Annotated in this window: 24 protein-coding genes; 10 read left to right on the top strand and 14 right to left on the bottom strand. The window is 43.8% G+C overall.

Annotated features, from left to right (window positions below; genetic code table 11):
• Positions 1–7 precede the first annotated feature (7 nt).
• Complete coding sequence (locus BDE36_RS11025) at positions 8–487, top strand: universal stress protein (protein WP_128768733.1); 480 nt, start codon at positions 8–10, stop codon at positions 485–487.
• A gap of 57 nt (positions 488–544) precedes the next feature.
• Here BDE36_RS11025 and BDE36_RS11020 read toward each other — a convergent pair whose 3' ends face one another.
• A complete protein-coding gene (locus BDE36_RS11020; protein WP_128768732.1) occupies positions 545–898 on the bottom strand; it encodes a 4Fe-4S binding protein in 354 nt (117 codons plus the stop codon).
• Positions 899–984: 86 nt separating this feature from the next.
• Between BDE36_RS11020 and BDE36_RS11015 the strand changes: the two genes are divergently transcribed.
• From BDE36_RS11015 to BDE36_RS10985, 7 genes are all read left to right on the top strand, one after another.
• Positions 985–2037 (top strand): acyl-CoA reductase, encoded by a 1053-nt coding sequence (locus tag BDE36_RS11015; protein ID WP_141814886.1) that lies wholly within the window; start codon positions 985–987, stop codon positions 2035–2037.
• 47 nt (positions 2038–2084) lie between these two features.
• Positions 2085–2288, top strand: a complete 204-nt coding sequence (locus BDE36_RS11010) for a fructose-6-phosphate aldolase (protein WP_128768730.1) — start codon at positions 2085–2087, stop codon at positions 2286–2288.
• A 1-nt stretch (position 2289) separates the two neighbouring features.
• Positions 2290–2973, top strand: coding sequence for a cell division ATP-binding protein FtsE (locus BDE36_RS11005; protein ID WP_128768729.1), 684 nt, complete (start codon positions 2290–2292; stop codon positions 2971–2973).
• A 71-nt stretch (positions 2974–3044) separates the two neighbouring features.
• Positions 3045–3704 (top strand): nucleotide exchange factor GrpE, encoded by a 660-nt coding sequence (locus BDE36_RS11000; RefSeq protein ID WP_420836612.1) that lies wholly within the window; start codon positions 3045–3047, stop codon positions 3702–3704.
• A gap of 1 nt (position 3705) precedes the next feature.
• A complete protein-coding gene (gene dnaJ, locus BDE36_RS10995; RefSeq protein ID WP_141814885.1) occupies positions 3706–4857 on the top strand; it encodes a molecular chaperone DnaJ in 1152 nt (383 codons plus the stop codon).
• A gap of 116 nt (positions 4858–4973) precedes the next feature.
• The gene (locus tag BDE36_RS10990) at positions 4974–5384 is read left to right on the top strand and encodes a nucleoside 2-deoxyribosyltransferase (protein ID WP_141814884.1); all 411 of its coding nucleotides are present in this window, start codon (positions 4974–4976) and stop codon (positions 5382–5384) included.
• Between the two features lie 12 nt (positions 5385–5396).
• Positions 5397–6326, top strand: coding sequence for a Ppx/GppA phosphatase family protein (locus tag BDE36_RS10985; protein ID WP_141814883.1), 930 nt, complete (start codon positions 5397–5399; stop codon positions 6324–6326).
• Positions 6327–6350: 24 nt separating this feature from the next.
• Here BDE36_RS10985 and BDE36_RS10980 read toward each other — a convergent pair whose 3' ends face one another.
• From BDE36_RS10980 to ccsA, 8 genes are all read right to left on the bottom strand, one after another.
• Positions 6351–6926 carry a Maf family nucleotide pyrophosphatase gene (locus tag BDE36_RS10980; protein WP_141814882.1) on the bottom strand — a complete coding sequence of 192 codons (576 nt, stop codon included), beginning with the start codon at positions 6924–6926 and terminating at the stop codon, positions 6351–6353.
• Between the two features lie 8 nt (positions 6927–6934).
• Positions 6935–7516 (bottom strand): KdsC family phosphatase, encoded by a 582-nt coding sequence (locus BDE36_RS10975; RefSeq protein WP_338080163.1) that lies wholly within the window; start codon positions 7514–7516, stop codon positions 6935–6937.
• Positions 7488–8255 (bottom strand): Rossmann-like and DUF2520 domain-containing protein, encoded by a 768-nt coding sequence (locus BDE36_RS10970; RefSeq protein WP_235904244.1) that lies wholly within the window; start codon positions 8253–8255, stop codon positions 7488–7490. Before BDE36_RS10970 ends, BDE36_RS10975 begins: the two co-directional genes overlap by 29 nt.
• Positions 8255–10705 (bottom strand): heme lyase CcmF/NrfE family subunit, encoded by a 2451-nt coding sequence (locus tag BDE36_RS10965; protein WP_141814881.1) that lies wholly within the window; start codon positions 10703–10705, stop codon positions 8255–8257. Before BDE36_RS10965 ends, BDE36_RS10970 begins: the two co-directional genes overlap by 1 nt.
• A 9-nt stretch (positions 10706–10714) precedes the next feature.
• Positions 10715–11128 carry a cytochrome c maturation protein CcmE domain-containing protein gene (locus BDE36_RS10960; protein ID WP_128768722.1) on the bottom strand — a complete coding sequence of 138 codons (414 nt, stop codon included), beginning with the start codon at positions 11126–11128 and terminating at the stop codon, positions 10715–10717.
• Between the two features lie 172 nt (positions 11129–11300).
• Positions 11301–12725, bottom strand: coding sequence for a Glu/Leu/Phe/Val family dehydrogenase (locus BDE36_RS10955; protein WP_128768721.1), 1425 nt, complete (start codon positions 12723–12725; stop codon positions 11301–11303).
• A gap of 17 nt (positions 12726–12742) precedes the next feature.
• Positions 12743–12946, bottom strand: coding sequence for a CcmD family protein (locus tag BDE36_RS10950; protein ID WP_128768720.1), 204 nt, complete (start codon positions 12944–12946; stop codon positions 12743–12745).
• A gap of 3 nt (positions 12947–12949) precedes the next feature.
• Positions 12950–13636, bottom strand: coding sequence for a cytochrome c biogenesis protein CcsA (ccsA, locus tag BDE36_RS10945; RefSeq protein ID WP_338080177.1), 687 nt, complete (start codon positions 13634–13636; stop codon positions 12950–12952).
• Between the two features lie 100 nt (positions 13637–13736).
• Here ccsA and BDE36_RS10940 point away from each other — a divergent pair, with 100 nt between their 5' ends.
• Positions 13737–13964 (top strand): hypothetical protein, encoded by a 228-nt coding sequence (locus BDE36_RS10940; RefSeq protein ID WP_128768718.1) that lies wholly within the window; start codon positions 13737–13739, stop codon positions 13962–13964.
• A gap of 142 nt (positions 13965–14106) precedes the next feature.
• Positions 14107–14574 carry an NUDIX hydrolase gene (locus BDE36_RS10935; protein ID WP_141814879.1) on the top strand — a complete coding sequence of 156 codons (468 nt, stop codon included), beginning with the start codon at positions 14107–14109 and terminating at the stop codon, positions 14572–14574.
• On the opposite strand, the gene xseB is transcribed toward BDE36_RS10935, so the two are convergent.
• The 5 genes from xseB to BDE36_RS10910 are packed head-to-tail and all read right to left on the bottom strand — an operon-like array spanning position 14571 to position 18682.
• Positions 14571–14780: an exodeoxyribonuclease VII small subunit gene (gene xseB / locus BDE36_RS10930; RefSeq protein ID WP_141814878.1), complete on the bottom strand. Its 210-nt coding sequence runs from the start codon at positions 14778–14780 to the stop codon at positions 14571–14573. The genes BDE36_RS10935 and xseB overlap by 4 nt on opposite strands.
• On the bottom strand, positions 14755–16194 hold the full coding sequence (gene xseA / locus BDE36_RS10925) for an exodeoxyribonuclease VII large subunit (RefSeq protein ID WP_141814877.1): 1440 nt from the start codon (positions 16192–16194) through the stop codon (positions 14755–14757). Before xseA ends, xseB begins: the two co-directional genes overlap by 26 nt.
• On the bottom strand, positions 16191–16676 hold the full coding sequence (locus BDE36_RS10920) for a GDYXXLXY domain-containing protein (RefSeq protein WP_141814876.1): 486 nt from the start codon (positions 16674–16676) through the stop codon (positions 16191–16193). Before BDE36_RS10920 ends, xseA begins: the two co-directional genes overlap by 4 nt.
• A complete protein-coding gene (locus BDE36_RS10915; RefSeq protein WP_141814875.1) occupies positions 16663–17736 on the bottom strand; it encodes a DUF4401 domain-containing protein in 1074 nt (357 codons plus the stop codon). The genes BDE36_RS10920 and BDE36_RS10915 overlap by 14 nt, the downstream gene beginning before the upstream one ends.
• Positions 17726–18682 (bottom strand): DUF2157 domain-containing protein, encoded by a 957-nt coding sequence (locus BDE36_RS10910; RefSeq protein ID WP_141814874.1) that lies wholly within the window; start codon positions 18680–18682, stop codon positions 17726–17728. Before BDE36_RS10910 ends, BDE36_RS10915 begins: the two co-directional genes overlap by 11 nt.
• Between the last annotated feature and the right edge of the window lie 48 nt (positions 18683–18730).

Genomic DNA, 18730 nt, shown 5'->3' with positions numbered 1-18730 from the left:
TATAGATATGAAAAGCCTAAATAAACTGCATAAGATATTGATAGCTGTAGAAGACAGCCGCTATTCTAACCAGGTGGCCAGTTATGGTTATGACCTTGCCAGAAAGCTGGATGCTGTGGTTGCCTTATTGCATGTAAATGATATCCCGGTTTCCACTCCCTATATTACAGATCCCATGCTTAACGAGGCTCCTGTAGTTATGCCTGACGTGATCCAGGCTCAGGATGAGTCGGGGAAAAAACTCCTTGACCGGATTGCGGATACTTTTGGAAATGGTATTACTACGTATACCTTTCATAAATTAGGTAATCCAAAAGAGGAGATTCTGCTTACTGCTGATGAATGGGAAGCTGATCTTGTAATCGTCGGCACGCATGGGCGTACAGGCTTTGATCATTTTATCTCGGGAAGCGTGGCTGAAAAAGTAGCCAGAAAGGCGAAATGCCCCGTTCTGATAATTCCGAATAATAAGGACGAAGAGGAATAAAAAGCATAAAAAAAGCGGAATGCAGGTTCCGCTTTTTTTATGTATTTGTATACTACCTTAGTCTTCCATGTGAAGCCATGCTTTCTTCGCAAGCAGCTCTTCTTCTGTTTCACGCACATCCTCATCATCAATACAGCAATCTACGGGGCACACAGCAGCGCACTGAGGCTCATCGTGAAATCCTTTGCATTCAGTACATTTGTCTGACACTATATAGTAAAATTCATCAGAAATAGGAGTTTGAGATTCCTCTGCATCCAGCGTGGTACCGTCTCCAAAATCAATAACACCACGAAGAGATGTTCCATCAGAAAAACGCCACGCAGCACCAGCATCATATATCGCATTATTGGGGCATTCAGGTTCGCATGCTCCGCAATTTATACATTCATCCGTTATTTTAATCGCCATGTCTAAAAAGTCTTTTCCTTAACTTAATTTTGCCTCATATCAGCAAAAACATTGCAAATATAATACAATCTCTTGATTTTAACTTTATGACAACCATATTCACTCCTCAAATAAGAACAGCTTTTACACGGTTAGGACAGTATTTACTTTCCTATGATAATGATTTGGAGCATCTTGTAAATGCTGCTAAACACTACAATGCCTGGTTTACGCCAGAACAGACTAAAAAAGCAGTGACAGCTATTGGTTCGATGCTTAACGAAACGGATATAGATACCTGGTTTAAAAATGAAGAAGCAGAATTCCGAAAACGTGATGACAAAGCAGTCCGTTCCGAACAAAAAACAGTTGGACTGGTGCTCGCGGGGAATATTCCTCTGGTTGGCTTTCACGATATTCTGTGTGTGCTGGCGGCTGGCCATACAGCACTCATAAAACTCTCATCGCAGGACAAGCATCTAACTCCTCACATTCTAAGTAAACTTGTGGAAATAGAGCCCTCCTTCGGCAGGCAGATCAGATATACTGAAAGACTTGAAAATTTCGACGCAGTAATCGCAACAGGGAGTAACAACACCTCTCGTTATTTTGAATACTATTTTAAGAATGTACCCCATATCATACGTAAGAACCGAAACAGTGTTGCTATACTAACCGGCGACGAAAGCGGGGAAGAGCTTCGCTGTTTAGGAAATGACATATTCGACTATTACGGTCTGGGCTGCCGGAACGTTTCTAAATTGTATGTCCCCCAAGGCTACGACTTTACATTTTTCTTCGAAGCGATTGAAAGCTTCAAAGAGGTAATCAACCACCACAAGTACAATAATAACTACGATTATAACAAATCGATCTTTCTGGTGAATCTGGAGCATCATCTCGACAATGGATTTCTGCTTCTTAAGAAAGCGCCAGACTCTCTAAGTTCGCCTCTCGCCACATTGTATTATGACGAATATCAGGACCTGGCAAGTCTGGAAAAAACAATTGAGACTAAGACCGATGAAATTCAATGCATCACAGGTAATGTAGATTTGAAACTCCCCGTCCAGCAGGTAGGCTTCGGTTGCAGTCAGAAACCACGACTCTGGGATTACGCTGACAACATAAATACTATTCAGTTTCTTCTAACTTTATAATTCTAATCAGGGAGGCTCAATTTGAGGGAAAAGCTTAACTTTGGACCATGTACATCATTAAAGTAAAAGGCGTAGCCAAAATTCCCGATTACGTGCAACTGCGTGACGAGGAATTTACTTTACTGGCTTACTTCCGGGTTGACAGGCCCGATAAAACTTTAACAAAAATAGGTTTGGGAGACAGGATCGACGACATTATGAACCTGATCAATGAACTTCCGTTTGGGAAAATAATGAAATTAGAACTTTAATATGATTGGGAATACCATTATACGACTTCACAACGTTGACATTTATCAGCAGAACCATCTAGTTCTTTCTGATGTCAACCTTCATATTGATAAAGGGGAATTTGTTTTCCTCATCGGCCAAACCGGCTCGGGGAAAAGCAGTTTAATGAAAGTAATATACGGTGAGATCGGCGTGGGATCGGGAGAAGGACATGCAGGAGGCTTTGACCTGAAAAAGCTCTCAGAAAAAGATATTCCTTATCTGCGAAGGAAACTTGGAATTGTTTTCCAGGATTTTCAGCTTCTTACAGACAGAACAGTGGAAGACAACCTGCAGTTTGTAATGAAAGCGACAGGTTGGAAAGACAACAAACTCATTAACGAACGCATCCGTGATGTTCTGGAAAAAGTCGGCCTCCGCTCTAAAGTAAAGAAAATGCCTCATGAATTGTCGGGCGGAGAACAGCAGCGCGTTGTTGTTGCAAGGGCTTTGCTGAACGATCCCGAAATCATCCTGGCAGATGAGCCAACAGGTCATCTCGACCCTGAAACTTCCGAAGAGGTAATGCTGCTCCTTAAAGAGATCAGCCGTTCAGGAACAGCAGTTCTGATGGCCACCCACAATTATCATCTTATTCGCACCTTCCCTTCCCGTATTATCAAATGCGAAAACGGAAGGGTAATTGAGGATGTTACGATGGTATAGCGCTTGCTGAAGGCATGAAATGCTGACAAGCAGAAACGCAATATCCATGACACCTTGACTGTTTTTAACTAATGGCAAAAGATTTGCCACATCCATTTATTATGAACTTTTCAGATATGTTGAAAAACAAGAAGAAAAATAGAGAAGAAGAACCTTCACCAGGAAATACAGCTCAAAACGAGGCTGAGCAGGAGCTGAAACAAGATAACGGGACTGAAAACCCTGTATCTGATAACCAAAACCCGGATGAAAATACCGGAGAACCTGCAGCAGCAAAACCCTCTGAAGAAGAAAAACTACGTGCTGATTTGTCAGAGGCAAACGACAAATACCTTCGCTTATATGCCGAGTTCGATAATTTTAAAAGACGTACTACAAAAGAACGGATAGACCTGCTTCAAACTGCAGGCAAAGACGTTTTACAAAGTCTTCTTCCTGTGCTCGACGACTTCGAACGTGCCCTAAAATCGATGGAAAGTGCCTCTGATGTGGCTGCTGTAAAAGAGGGTATTAACCTGGTACACAGCAAACTCAAAAACATCCTGGTTCAAAAAGGATTAAAAGAAATGGAATCAATAGGATCAGCGTTTGATGCAGACCTTCACGAAGCCATTACAAACATTCCTGCTCCTTCAGACGAGATGAAAGGGAAAGTAATAGATGAAGTAGAAAAGGGATACTTCCTTAATGATAAGGTGATCCGTTTCGCAAAAGTTGTGGTAGGAAATTAAAATGGCAAAGAGAGATTTTTACGATATTTTAGGTGTTTCTAAAAGTTCAACTGCGGATGAAATCAAGAAAGCATACCGTAAGCTGGCGATAAAATACCATCCCGATAAAAACCCGGGAGACAAAGAGGCTGAAGAAAAATTCAAAGAAGCAGCCGAGGCATACGAAGTTCTCAGCAATCCTGAGAAAAAGCAGCGTTACGATCAGTTTGGCCACGCAGGAACATCAGGCGCCGGCAGCTATGGCGGTGGTCATATGAACATGGAGGACATCTTCAGTCAGTTTGGCGATATATTCGGAGGCGGCAGTCCGTTTGAAAGCTTTTTCGGCGGCAGTTCTTCAGGCGGTGGCTCCCGTCGGATGGCCCGGGGCAGTAATCTTAGAATAAAAGTAAAACTGAACCTTGAGGAGATAGCAAAAGGCACAGAGAAAAAGATAAAAGTAAATAAGCTTGTGGTGTGCCACACCTGCGATGGCACCGGAGCTAAAGACCGCTCGTCTTTCCATACCTGTAATACCTGTGGCGGAAGTGGCTCTGTAAGAAGAGTGACAAATACTATCCTCGGCCAAATGCAGACTACGAGCACCTGCCCTACCTGTAACGGAACAGGTACCCAGATAACTTCTAAGTGTCATGCATGTCACGGAGACGGTGTAGTGCGTGGCGAAGAAACTATTAGTATCAATATCCCTGCAGGTGTTAGCGAAGGCATGCAGCTCTCAATGAGCGGAAAAGGCAACGCGGCTCCTAACGGTGGTATACCGGGTGACCTGATCATTCTTGTTGAAGAGATCCCGCATGAGACACTGCAACGCGAAGGCAATAACGTTGTATATGATCTTCATATCAGCTTTTTGGATGCTGTTCTCGGGGCAAGTGTTGAAGTGCCTACTATTGACGGTAAAGCCAAGATCAAAATTGAACCAGGCACTCAGGGAGGCAAAATCCTTCGGCTGAAGGGCAAAGGGGTTCCTGAAGTGAATTCATACCATCGCGGTGACCAGCTTATATACGTAAATATCTGGACGCCTAAAGCTCTTTCAAGAGAAGAACGTGATTTACTCGAAAAGCTTAACAATTCGCCAAATTTCAAGCCGCAGCCCGGAAAACATGAAAAAAGTTTCTTCGAGCGTATGAAAGAGTATTTTGAATAGCTTCCCTGTAAATTAAAATTTTAGATTATTAACTATAATAGCTACTTTAAGCCACCAATGGTGGCTTTTTTTATTGTCTGATTCTTATTTTTGTCACTATTATTAACTTGTACTGAATGATATCAATTTATCTTGCGGGCCCTTTATTCTCAGCAGCAGAAATGAAGTTCAATCTGGAACTATCTGAATGGCTTACTGAAAAGGGATGCAATGTTTTCCTGCCCCAGGCAGCATGTCTGAATAAAACTACTGAAGAAATCTTTACCCTTTGCAAAAATGGCGTTGAATCGGCTTCTGCTGTCGTTGCGATTCTTGATGGCGCTGATGCCGACAGCGGAACCTGCTGGGAATGCGGTTATGCCTTTGCTAAAAATATCCCTGTAATAATCGTAAGAACGGATATTCGTGATAGCGGCGATACCAGAGGTTTCAATGCGATGTTATATTACAGTGCATCAGGAATAATAGAAGACCGTATTCACTTTAAAGAAAAGATCCTTGATGAACTATTGAAGTTAACCTCTTAAACAATTTATACTATGAAAAGGCGTATTGCAGTACTCGACCTCGGAACCAACACTTTCCATCTGCTGATAGCTGATACCGTCAACAGCCGGATCGATCAGCAACTGATTGTAGAGAAACGTGATGCTAAGCTGGGTGAGGGCGGCATTACCAATGGGTTCATTACAGAGGCGGCGTTTAAACGGGGGATTGAAGCCTTACGCTCCTTTCAGTCGATAATAAACGAATATAATCCCGACGAAGTTCACGCAGTGGGAACTGCGGCCCTGCGAAACGCTTCTAACGCCGCAGACTTTATCGAACAGGTAAAAAAAGAGACAGGGATAGCAATTGAGATAATTGATGGCGGACGCGAAGCCGAATTAATCTATAAAGGAGTAAGGAGGGCTATTGACCTTTCGGAGTCCGGATTGATTACTGACATTGGCGGAGGAAGCGTCGAATTTATCTTTTGTGACAAGCACGAAGTCGTTCATAAAAAAAGCTATCCTATCGGCGCCGCCAAGCTGATGGATCTTTTTCATCACTCTGACCCCATTTCAGAGTCAGACATTCTTGCCATTCATCAATATTTGGATGAGCAGCTTAACGACCTGAAGATTAACGCCCATATTTTCAAACCGCAGCTTCTAATCGGTTCAGCCGGAGCTTTTGAAACTTTTGTTGCCCTGGCAATTGATAAATTTAATGAGCATAGGGTATCGTACGACGGAACAAATTTCTTTTTTCAAAACGGGCAGTTCCATTCGGTTATAAACGATATACTCAAATCAACTCACGCTGAACGCGAAGCCAATGAAGCGATTATTCCGGTACGTGTAGATATGATAGTTGTCTCAGCCATCTTAACTTCTTATATAGTGGATGAGCTTCATATACCCGAAATAGCCATGTCTGCCTATTCGTTAAGAGAAGGGCTCCTGTTTGACCAGATCGAAGCTTAGTTGTTAAAGATAAAGCATGGAGACTCACATAGACAAAAGTTCCCGGTAAAGCCGTTCGGTAGGTAAACCAACAACGTTCGTATAGGAGCCTGTGATTCTTTCGATTCCTATTAGTCCTATCCAATCCTGAATACCATAAGAACCGGCCCTGTCCAGCGGCTTATAGGTCTCTATATAATACTTTATCTGCTCAGGACTTAAGTTTCTAAAATAGACGTCAGTAGCTTCATAAAAAGAATGAAGCCCGCTTTTATTCATCAGAGCTACTCCGGTGTACACTTCATGCTTCCTTCCCGATAGAAGAGACAGCATTTCAAATGCATGTGTTTCATCTTCAGGTTTTCCGAGAATTAAACTATCAACGCACACAATAGTGTCTGCAGTAAGAACAACCTCATCGCCTGTAAGCGATTCGTCAAAAGCTCTGGCCTTCTTTTCAGCTATATAAACCGCTATTTGTGCCGGACTTAATTCCTCGGGATAAGTCTCATCTACATCTTTCAGTGCAATCCTGAAAGGGATATTCATTAATGTAAGAAGCTCCTGCCTTCTTGGCGATTTAGAAGCCAGTATGATAGGTGCGATATCTTTTTCCGTCATATACTTTTTCAGGCAGAGGTAATAGAGTCGTCTGCAGCCGTGGGACTCAGATCAATCCATTTACCCTGTATCTTTAATACTTTTTCAATAACATCTCTCACGCAGCCGCTGCCCCCCTCTTTACCAGAGATATACAAGCTCACAGCCTTCACCTCTTCTACCGCATCCGCAGGACATACCGGAAGCCCGGCAACTTTCATTACAGGAATATCCGGAATATCGTCTCCCATATAAAGCACCTGCTCAGGCGAAAGGGAATGTTGTTTTATAAATTCATTATATACATCCAGCTTCTTATCCACACCAAGGTAAACCTCGGTAACTCCAAGGCCCTTTAACCGCAAAACCACACTGGCCGATTTTCCACCCGAAATAACGCATATCAAGTAGCCGTTTTTCACCGCTCTCTGCATAGCATATCCATCCCTCACGTGAAAACGTCGTAGTTGCTCACCGGTCTCGGTCACATGTACGGTTCCATCGGTAAGTACTCCGTCTATATCCAGAATAAACGCCTTTATGTCTTTTATCTTTGTGAGGAACATATTATATTGTAAAATATCATTGCGTGTTGTTAACAATGCTTTCACTAAGCACCTTGTATATCTTGTACCACTCCTGCTTGTTTTCAAGATACAAGAGATGTCTTTCCATTGTACCAAAGTCTTTTCTTGCGGCCGGTCCGGTTTGTACTTGCGACGGAGCATAGACCTGCGCTTTAGCCGCAGTTTCGGCTATCAGCGGGCGGATTAGGTCGAAGTTCAGCTGTTGTTCAGCCAGGATCTCCCCGGCAATCGCATAGAGATGATTACTAAAATTACAGGCAAAGACGGCGGCAAGATGCAGCACCCTTCTTTTTTCTGAATTAACAACCTCTGTTTTGTCTGAAATATCCGACGCTAAAGAGAGCAGCAATGATGATATCGATTCGGAGCTGCCTTCAACCACAATCGGAATATTCCTGAAGTCTATAGGCTTTTGCTTCGAGAATGTTTGCAAGGGATAAAACACTCCCGTCAGGGATGATCCGCTTTTTATAGCATCAAGCTCTGTTGTGCCAGAAGTGTGTACCAGCAATTTATCTTTAAAAGGAAAATCCGAAGCCATATCAGCGATGGCATCGTCGGCTACGGATAATATATAAATATCCCCGTTATCGTTTAAATCATCTAAATTATCGATCGGAACGGCAGACAAAAGGCTGGCAAGTGCCGAGGCATGATTCGCATTCCTGCTCCAAACCTGTAGGATATCATGACCAGCCGCTTTTAACGCCCCACCGAGATGGGTAGCAACATTACCGCTTCCTATCAGGATAACCTTCATCATTAAACAGTCTTACTTTCCTTACTCCTTCTGAAAATAGAGAGCAGGAATCCTATCACCATAATAATGGTTCCTCCCCAGAATAAATTGATATAAGGAAATTTAATCGCCTTCATTACTACCCATTTTTTTGGCGGCTCCGGTTTTTGGTATACCATTAACTCAAATTTCTGCTTGTCGGGATAAATGTTTGGAAAACGAAGTTTAAGACCCGCTTCTTCCAGTGATTTTGCAAAATCAAACTTGTTGCCACCTTTAATCAGAAACAATGGTTCAGCTGGATATGTGCGGCCATTCACCACCGCCTCTAACTGAAGGGCTACTGCAGCATCCCCTTTTTCCAGCGGTATTTTAGCGATAGTAGCGCTTCTGTTTATGCCTTTAACAAGGATGTAACCGTTTCTGACACGTACGGTGTCGCCCGGCGAGACCTGGTGAGTCGAAGGCTTTTCGTAGTGTTCATCATCCGAATGCCCCTCATGATCGTGACCTTCGGCTTCTGAAGGCTTCTCAAGCTGTGGGGCAGCATTAATATGCGTATAAATGTCGTATGTAAGATAGTGCTTGGTATCGGGAGAGGCAACGAGTCCCATCTTAGGATTCTGCTGGGCATTTGGATAAAGATTAAACTCTTCTTTAATCTTGCCTGAAGCCTCGTCGAGCAACTTGTAGTTGATTTTATAAAATGTATTCGGACCTATAGTGGTATCGCTTAAATACGTGATAATAAAACCATCCATGCGGGCAGGCTGGTTCTGATAGAGCATCAGATTATCACCCGGTTTGTCGGCTTTTTCAAATCCTGCAACCGGTATAACCCCGGAACTGTTCACCGAGATCACTTTATTGGTGGCAGCAGCCACAAGAGCCCCCACAAGAAGCAGTGCAAAACCAATATGAGCCACCGAAGAGCCGGCGAGCTTCCATTTCCCTTTCATTGCATCAGCCAGTATCCTCGCATTGCAAAGAATCGAAAATATAGCCGCGAATGTAAGTGCGATAAACATGAAGTTCGTATACACCCTGGTGATGTAAACAAAAGCTGCTGTAATAACTACCGAAGCAACCAATATCGCTGCTATAGAAGCATAAAACTTCCGCGAGTCGGTATTACGGTATTTCAAAAACTGAGTGAAGCCTGAGATAAGCGCTACGAATACAGCAAAAGGTGTTTGCCACTTGTTATAATGCTGAATCGCATCTAAAGGAGGCGCTACCTTCGTCCCAAAAGCAGCATTAAATACGGGAATCGATGTAGTCGCAATCACCTGGATGCAGGAAACAGTCAATATAAGCGCTCCAATAAACAACCAGAATTCACGTGAGTAGGTTTCTTCATCTTTCTGAGTAATAGGCAGCTCTTTCCACCTTACGATCAGGATGCCTATCGCTAAAACGGCGAAAGCTATTATGTAAATCACCAGATGCCAGAACATTCCCAGATCGGTAAATGAATGAACTGAGGTTTCACCAAGAACGCCGCTCCTCGTTAAGAATGAGGCATATAAAACAAGTACAAAACTTATCAGAACCAGGAAAGTAGCCGTAAAATAAGAATGTCCCGAGTGCTTGTAAGCGAGTACCACATGCACTCCTGCAATAAGTGTTAACCACGGAATGATAGAAGCATTTTCCACCGGATCCCAGGCCCAGAAGCCGCCGAAATTAAGAGCCTCATAAGCCCAGAACGAACCCATAATAATACCTGTCCCCAAAATCATAACAGCGAAGAGAGACCAGGGAAGCGCCGCAGTCGGCCATTCTTTATAACGTTTCTCCCACAGCCCTGCAACAGCATAAGCAAAGGGGACGATCATCGACGCAAAGCCAAGGAAAAGCGTAGGCGGGTGGATAACCATCCAGTAGTTCTGCAGCAAAGGATTCAGACCATTGCCATCTTGTATGAGGCTTAAATAATCCGGACGCGAAAATACCGGGCCTTCCACCGCGTTCCTGAGAAGGATAAATGGAGAGCTTCCTATTCGGGTCCCCAGGATATCAACACCCAAAAGCATGGAGGCCAGAAAAACCTGCGAAAACATCACGGTCGTCATCACTGAGCTTTCCCAGCTTTTGGCTTTCCATATCAGGATATTTGCTAACACCCCCTGCCAGAACATCCAGAGCCAGAAACTACCTTCCTGCCCTTCCCAGAAGCTGGAAATGATGTAATAGACCGGCAATGAACGCGACGAATGTGCCCATGCGTAATGATATTCGAAAAAGTGGTTATAGATGATGTAGAAAAGGCAGGAACCAATTCCTACGACCGCAAGACTGTTTAGCCATGCTGAAATCCTGCCAATACGCTTCCAGGAATCATCCTGAGTGTCTTTTATCGTAGCAAAATAATAAGAAATAGCTGATAAAAGCGCTGTTCCAAAAGATAGTATAATAAAGAACTGTCCGAGTTTTCCGGGGAGCTGGTGTTCTCCTGCAAATTGTATCTCCATTTAAGAAATTTACCTGTTAACCGAAGCTGTTGTATGTACTTCCTGTACTTCAACTTCATCTTTAGTGTATTTTGACGGGCACTTCATGAGGATCTTGGAAGCATGAAACTCACCTCCAACCATCTTCCCCGTGAGCACAATCTCTTCAGAACGCTCAAAATCCTGCGGTTTGGATCCGTTGAAAACAACTTTGCATTCCTTGCCCTGCTTATCATGCATATAAAAAGCAAAATAGTTTGCGTCCTGCTGAGGATCGTAAATTACTTTCTTCTGCTTGTTAAGCTGCCCTACTACGTGAAGTTCTGCTTCAGAAACCTGCGCCTCTGTAAAGTTGCCGTAGGTACTTGAATCCGCATAAGTACTAATTATCACCCCAATTGCAATCGCAATAATAATAATCCCTATAATAGAACTTTTCTTCATTCGACTTTTTATCCTTATGGATTTTAATTTGCAAAACTACAAAACCTCAACGACTACTACTAAATTATCAATACCAATTCAGAGTATTGATGGCAATAGAAACAGGAATTTTACAATTGAAAGATAGGATTAAAGAACAGGAACCAGCCTGTCCTTTAATCCATGGAGAATATTAAGGCCAGATGCCCATATTCATATAAGAAATCGCCACCTTCTCAATGGCCCCTACAAAGGCAGCGGTACGGAGGTCGCTAATTTTATTATTACTTAACTTAATGTTTCTGATTTCGTGGTAAGAGCGTACCATAGTATCTTCCAGACCCGAATTGACCAGTTCTAATTCTGACGCACCTTTAATGATCATACTCCGCTGGTCGGGAGCAAGGCTTACACCTGTCATCTTTTCAACCATAGTAACCAGGTTGAGATTAGCATTCTCCTCATAACGCTTATCCATGCGTCCGAACGCCACATGCGATAAGTTCTTCAGCCATTCAAAATAAGAGACTGTAACCCCGCCAGCATTGCAATACATGTCGGGAATAATGATACCTCCTTTTTCCACAAACGCTGCGGCCGCGTCCGGAGATGTTGGCCCGTTCGCAGCTTCGGCAATCACCTTGGCCTTTATGCGTCCGATATTAGCAGAAGTGATCTGATTTTCGAGCGCTGCCGGAACCAGTATATCACAATCCTGCTCCAAACCCAGCGATGAATTTTTAAACTCACTCATGGCACCTTTAAAGCCAAGGATGGAACCTGTATCCTTGCGATGCGCAACCACCTCGTCCAGGTTAAGCCCATCGCTGTTATAAATAGCGCCCTCATACTCACATAACCCTACAAGTACAGCGCCGAGCTCCGAAAGAAACTTAGCAGTATGGTAACCCACATTACCTAATCCCTGAACGATGACGCGTTTTCCGGCGATCCCGGGCGTCAGTCCAAGTTCTTTCATATCTTCAGCAACATCCACGCATTCACGGATAGCGATGGCCACCCCTCTTCCGGTCGCTTCCCGGCGACCCTGAATGCCGTGTAAGGCTATAGGTTTACCGGTAACACATCCCATAGCATCAAGCTGGCCCGGGTTCATCGTATAATACGTATCGGCAATCCAGCTCATCTCGCGCTCGCCCGAACCATAGTCGGGTGCCGGCACATCAATCGCAGGGCCTATAAAATTCTTCTTCACCAGCTCGACAGTAAATCTTCTGGTTATATTCTCAAGCTCAGCGATGGTGTAATTTTTTGTATTGATCTTAATCCCGCCCTTGGCACCGCCAAAGGGAACGTTTACAATAGCGCACTTGTAAGTCATCAGGGCGGCCAGGGCCATCACCTCGTCCTCATTCACCATCTCACTGTACCTGATCCCACCCTTTGTAGGCGACATATGGTGCGAATGTTCTACCCGCCAGGCATCGATAACTTCTACCCCACCACCTGCTTTACGGATAGGAAAACGAAAACGATAAACACTGTTGCAGGCTTTAATCTGGTCAAGTAACCCTGCAGGATGTTTTGTGAATTGCGCCGCATGGTCAAAAAATGAACAGACGTCGTTAAAAAAACTTGTATTTGCAGTATCTGCCATATATTTAGAATTTATAATTAATTGCGTTTTTCAATTTTCCTTAAACGACTATCTATCGTAAAAAGATAAACGATAAGGGCAATAAAAATGACAGCAAGAACAGCAACTACAACATAGATCTTACCCGATCCGCGTAGCGTATCAGCCATTTCAACAGGCTGCGCCCACACAGAAACAGCAGAAATCAATAGCATAAGAGCAGTAAATACGATTCTTTTCATAGTTTAAATTAGGTTTTTATTTTCCAGTTTCCTTATACGGAAACGAATAGTCGCAATCCATACTCCTATAAGTATCCAGCCCAAACATGCTGCATAAAAAACGGGGCGCATATTGCTGTCGAGATCATAAGATCCAAAACCGGGATTTCCTCCATTGCCGGGGTGCAGTGAATCGGTCATACGCGGAAGGATGAAAAGGAGCACAATCATCACAGGAAAAGCAAAAATATTATAGACCGCTGATATGCGGGCTCTTTTCTGATCTTCTTCCAGAGAGTTGCGAAGCACCAGGAAAGCCAGGTACATCAGGGTTGCAATAGCAGCGCTGTTCATTTTCGGATCGTTCGGCCAGGGAGAGCCCCATGTAAAGTTGCCCCATACCATCCCTGTTGCAAGTCCAAGAAAGCTGAATATTATCCCGGTATTCACACACTCCACGGCCCATAGGTCGTGGTTTTCATTGCCCGACGCCAGGTATTTAATGCTGTATATAACAGATATAAGATACAGGATAATCATCGTAAACCACATAGGTACGTGGAAATACAGATTTCGTATGCTTTCGTGAAGAATAGCTAAATGTGGCACTTCGGCAAGAAAGCCTGCTATTATCGAATAAAGAACAAGAACTGAGGCAAGTATTTTCCACCAGTTTTTTCCCATAGAGTTATATTTAAACGTCAAAGGTATAAAAGTCAAATGTGCGTTCAAAATCAATTTTCAGCGCCCGCGACTCCAGCATAGCAAAGCAGCCACCCGAACAATTTTATTCCAGATTTGTACTTGCATTATGCAAACATTCGAAATTAAGCTATTTATAGACAACATTGAGCAGACACTCCAGGTTCAGGAAGAGAACATAGCAGCTGGAACTTACATTGTTCACCAGGATCAAAAATTTATTGCCAGGATATACAAGGACACAGACGGCCGCTGGAAAACCAGGGAAGTTTCTGAGCAGTCGCCATCTGTCATACAATCAATAGGAGAAGAAACAGACAAGGTTATATCATCTTAGTCGTAAGTAGTAAGTTATAAGTAGTAAGTATAACTATACGTATACTAGTTGTAAGTAGTAAGTTTTAAGTGCAACTATACTTATAACTTAAAACTTACTACTTACAACCTATAACTCAACACAGGCTTCAATTCGGGTAAACATGTCAAAGAAAAGCGCCGGAATACTGGTATATCGCTATAAAGATGAGCGCCTGCAGGTATTGCTGGTACATCCAGGAGGGCCATTTTTCTTGAAAAAAGACGCAGGAGTATGGTCTATCCCAAAAGGTGAATATTCCGACCGGGAAGACCCTCTTGAAGTAGCCAGGCGCGAATTCTTTGAAGAAACGGGAAACACCATCGCTAGCGCAAATTTCACTCCCTTAACTCCCGTTAGATTAAAGAGTGGAAAGACTATATCCGTATGGGCTGCGGAGGCCGACTTTGATCCATGTTATATTTGCTCCAACGAATTTGAAATAGAGTGGCCCCCAAAGTCAGGGAGAATGCAGTCATTCCCCGAAACAGACAAAGCCGAATGGTTTGATACAGAAGAAGCGTTGCTTAGGATCCATCCCGGCCAGACTCCCATCATCCGGGAGCTAAAGACTATCCTTGATGAAATCTAGCGGGTATTCTGATCCATCTGGGCGATGATATTGTTTACCTCCGATTCGGCCGACCGGAGCTTTGCCTGACAAAAGGTCACCAGCACAGACGCCCTCTTCACTTTTTCGGCCAGCACATCCACCGATACAGATTCCGATTCGATCTCTTTTGCTATCCTTTTCAGCTCCTCAAAAGCCACCTCATAAGTTAAGCTCTGTTCCTCCATAATTTTCTTTTGATTCTACTTTTGCTTTAATCTCTTTTTTCGCAAACAGTATAACGATATCCTCCCCCTTTTCAATTCCGTCGGCACTACTCGTAATCCTGCCTTTTGCCTTTATAACGGCAAAGCCCTTCTTCATAATATTTTCAGGGGCCATCATTCTGATCACTGAGACATAGTGATTTAACTCGCTTTGCCTGTTCTTAAGATATAAGCCGTTAAAAGTACTCAAGTTACTGCAAATATTCTTCAGGTCTGCCTTCCGGTTATAAATTATCATCCTGGGGTTAGCCGAAACAAGCGAAGAAAGGTTATGAAGAATCGATCGGTGCTTAAAAAGCAAGGATTTTGAATGGCCCGTAATCAGCTGATTCTGCCGGTTCAGCAGTTCATTTTTATCGTCCAGATAATTCCGGATATAGTTTACCGTCAGAGAATGAAGCAAAGCAAGCGCCCTGGACTGCCCCGAGATAGTCTGCTGCAGTTTAATCACCAAACGTTTCTGAAGACCAAGCAGGTCTTCCTCAAACTTCCTGTTATGAGCGATAATGAACTCGGCAGCCTGCGTAGGTGTTTTCGTTGAAGTATGGGCCATAAGGTCGGCAATCGTCTCGTTTTTCTGATGCCCGATGCCTGTAATCACCGGTATCGGGAACCTCGCTATGGCGCGGCCAACAGTATAGTCGTTAAAAAGAAGGAAATCCGTTTGGGCGCCTCCCCCTCTGATAATAACCATTGCATCGTACGCGATCCCCGAATGATAAACCTCCACTATTTTATCAACGAACTGGCGGGCATTGTTTTCACCGTGCACCATTACTACATAATGATCCGTAAGAAAGCGATAAGCATGATTGTTATTTTCGAGCGTATGCGTAAAATCCTGAAACCCGGCCGAGGTGCTCGAAGAAAGAATGGCAATGCGCTGGATCACCCTGTTTAAGCGAAGCCGGCTGTTATACGTAATATAACGACCATCAATAAGCTGAATATGATCAGGATACTCCCTTACGAGGCGGTTAAGCGTTTCCTGGCGCTGTTGTTCCAGCAAGCCTAAAGTAAAGTTAGGGTCGATGCCGGTTACACTGAGCCGCAATCCATAAGTGGCGTGATACTCAACCGATACATTTACAAGAACATTGATGTCATTGCCAAACCGTTGCCCGGTAAGCTTTTCAAACTGCGCTATTTTCTGCGATCCCGTTCCCCATGCCCTGGCAGGAAATTTAACAACCACATTATTCGATGCGGCATCCTTTTCCACCAGCTCGAAATAGTGATAGTTGCTCTGTTGTTTAAAGGTATGGTTCGTCACATCAGCAATCACCCAATACGACTTCGAGGCAAAGCTCTGTTCAATTACCTGTAAGACCTCGGCAGCTAAGTCGGATAAACGAATAGATGGAAGACTGGTCATTTAATCAGATTATAACTCTTATCATACAATCCAGTGAGGACGCTGTTTCCTTCGTTGTCGATCCTCACCCCCCCATATTTGGCATTCACGTATTTGGCCTGGGTACCTTCTTCAAAGAAGTAAGATCCCGCTCCAAGATCAATGATGAAGTCGTTATAAAAGTATTTTATCAGGTACTCCCCCTCATGAAGCGGGAGTTTATGCTGTTGAAACCGAACCTTTTTGGCCACCTGATGCCCGTCAAGCCGCACCACGCAGTACCCCCTCTTCGGCAGCTTATGCGGCGATATATTTTGCACCAAAGAATAGCTGAGTCGCATATAGTCGCCCTGCATTAATGACCGCGGATCTACCGGCGCCAGCTCCAGCAGTACCAGTTTACCCTGCTTCAGCGTTTTCTCCTTCTCAAAAACATTCCAGTTAAAGTAAATTAAAAGAAGAAGCAGGTTCAAAAGAATAATAACAGCACTACTCCTTTTCATAATTTTTTATTTGTTTTTTAAACACAAGCCAGGCCAGCAAAAAAAGCAGCCCTGATACAAACAGAATAGCCGACTTGGTTAAAAGTGTATACCCTAAGTCGTAATAATACAAAAACACAAAAAAGACGAAAGACATAATGGCCAGAATAAGGCCGCTGCGGTGGCCGGTATGAAAGCATAGCAACAAAATTAAAACAGAGCCAATAATAGCCGGAGCAAAAAGGCAGGGCAAGAGCAGCAGAAAGCTAAAGAAATAGATCAGCAGGTAATTCTTGTTGCTGATGCCGGGAGTAGTTTTCAGTATCCGCTGTATTACGACCATCACAGCAGCAATGATGATCGCAGAAGAGATCCACATTGGTGTCGAATGCAACACAAAGAAGTCCCTCCATGCCAGAACAAACAATAAGCCAATAAATGAAAACAAAAGGCCCGCACGAACAGGATTATAGAGGATATTCAGTTTTCTGTTCCCCGATAGTATCGACGACTCTGCCAGATGTATCCAGGTAAACGAGATACTTACGAAAGCAGTTAACAGAAAGATAAAATAATGCGCATCATTAATCAGCACAAAAGCGAGCAAGCCGCCATTAAAAACAAGCACTGCTATAAAAACCAGCATAAAGCTTTCGGTGAGCAGGATACTAGCCAGCGAAATGGCACATAAAGCCAGGGCGGTGAAGTTTTCGTCCACATGAAGGTGGTTCAAACCGGCGGCAAGAGAAATATGGCCGATAGCATAAGCGGAAATGACAGCGGTATCCAGTATGAGACTATTAATCACCCTCTGCAACAACAAGGCGGCGGCGATGCAGGCCAGGCCCAAAACAAGCATGCCCGTTCCCGATTTATTTAACCCAATAGAAAACAGAAATGCCATAAAAAAAACACCCGCTAAAGCGCCTCCGGCAATCGAAAGCGCTTTTATACCCAGGCCCGAATACAAAGAGGCGCGCCTTGCCAGTTCCTGCTGTATTTCTACAGCATCCGCCTCAAAATACTCTCCTTCGGCAGATTCTATTTCAGTCAGCAATTTTTCAACAGGTTTATTCTCCATTCCATGTCTTGTTAAGCCTTATCAGCTGGGTAATTAAAACGGTAATACTGCTTACAATAAAAGCGCTCACAATCAACAACATTGAGGTTAAATGCTGGTCTCCTGTTTCAACAAGGAGAGCAGAAACGATAATGATAACACTCAGAGGAATGATCAGCAGGTAAAATATCGTTCTTGATTTGAAGCTATATACAATGCCTGCAGCATACATAACAGTAACAATAGCAAGAGAGATCCACCAGACCAGGCTATACTGCGTACCAATGCCGGCAACAATGCTGATGGTGCTCCAGCAAACGGCGCTGATAGCAAGTATCTTAAGAAACCACCGGGGTGTATTGAGACGTTCAAAGCGCATAAACCCAATCAGGCAGCCGGTGTTGACCACGAAAAGGATACAGAACAGCAGGGGCGCCGACCAGCCCCGCGCAACCTGGTTAGCGTATAGCATGATCGTAACGTCAACCAGCGAGATCAGCAAAAGCCATAAGGGCGCGAAGCGTGAAACCACAGCCCATAGTGTGATAAAGACCGTCCAGCCCAGGAAGAAATCGTAGGCATTGGCGCCCGTTTGATAAATCTGTCCATATACCGAAAACAGTGCACCGGTAAGAAAGGAAGCGCCGCAAAGGATACAGTTTTTAACAAAGACATCAAACCTCGAGAACACAACCAGGGCAATCGCCGCGATCAGAAGCCCTTGTATCAGACCAAGCTTAAGGAACTTATGCATGTCCTGCCAGTTATAAGCAAAGAAGAAAATGATACCCGCCACCGTAAAAACAACACCAAGACACAGCAGGCAAACATCGATAAACCTCAGCCACATAGACCTGTCCGAATAGATCTTATGCTCCCGAAAGCTCTGCTCTATACCGGCGGGCTTCCAGTTACTATAGCGACTGATGGTATGAATAACGTCTCGTGTAATTGACTGAAGCTTCATCTGTTTACCTTAAGCAAAAGTTTACTTGCTAATATAGCGATAAGCTTT

This window comes from Arcticibacter tournemirensis (genome assembly GCF_006716645.1).
GTDB classification, from domain to species: domain Bacteria; phylum Bacteroidota; class Bacteroidia; order Sphingobacteriales; family Sphingobacteriaceae; genus Arcticibacter; species Arcticibacter tournemirensis.
The sequence above is the reverse complement of the archived record's forward strand: the minus strand, read 5'-3'. Positions and strand labels throughout refer to the sequence as shown.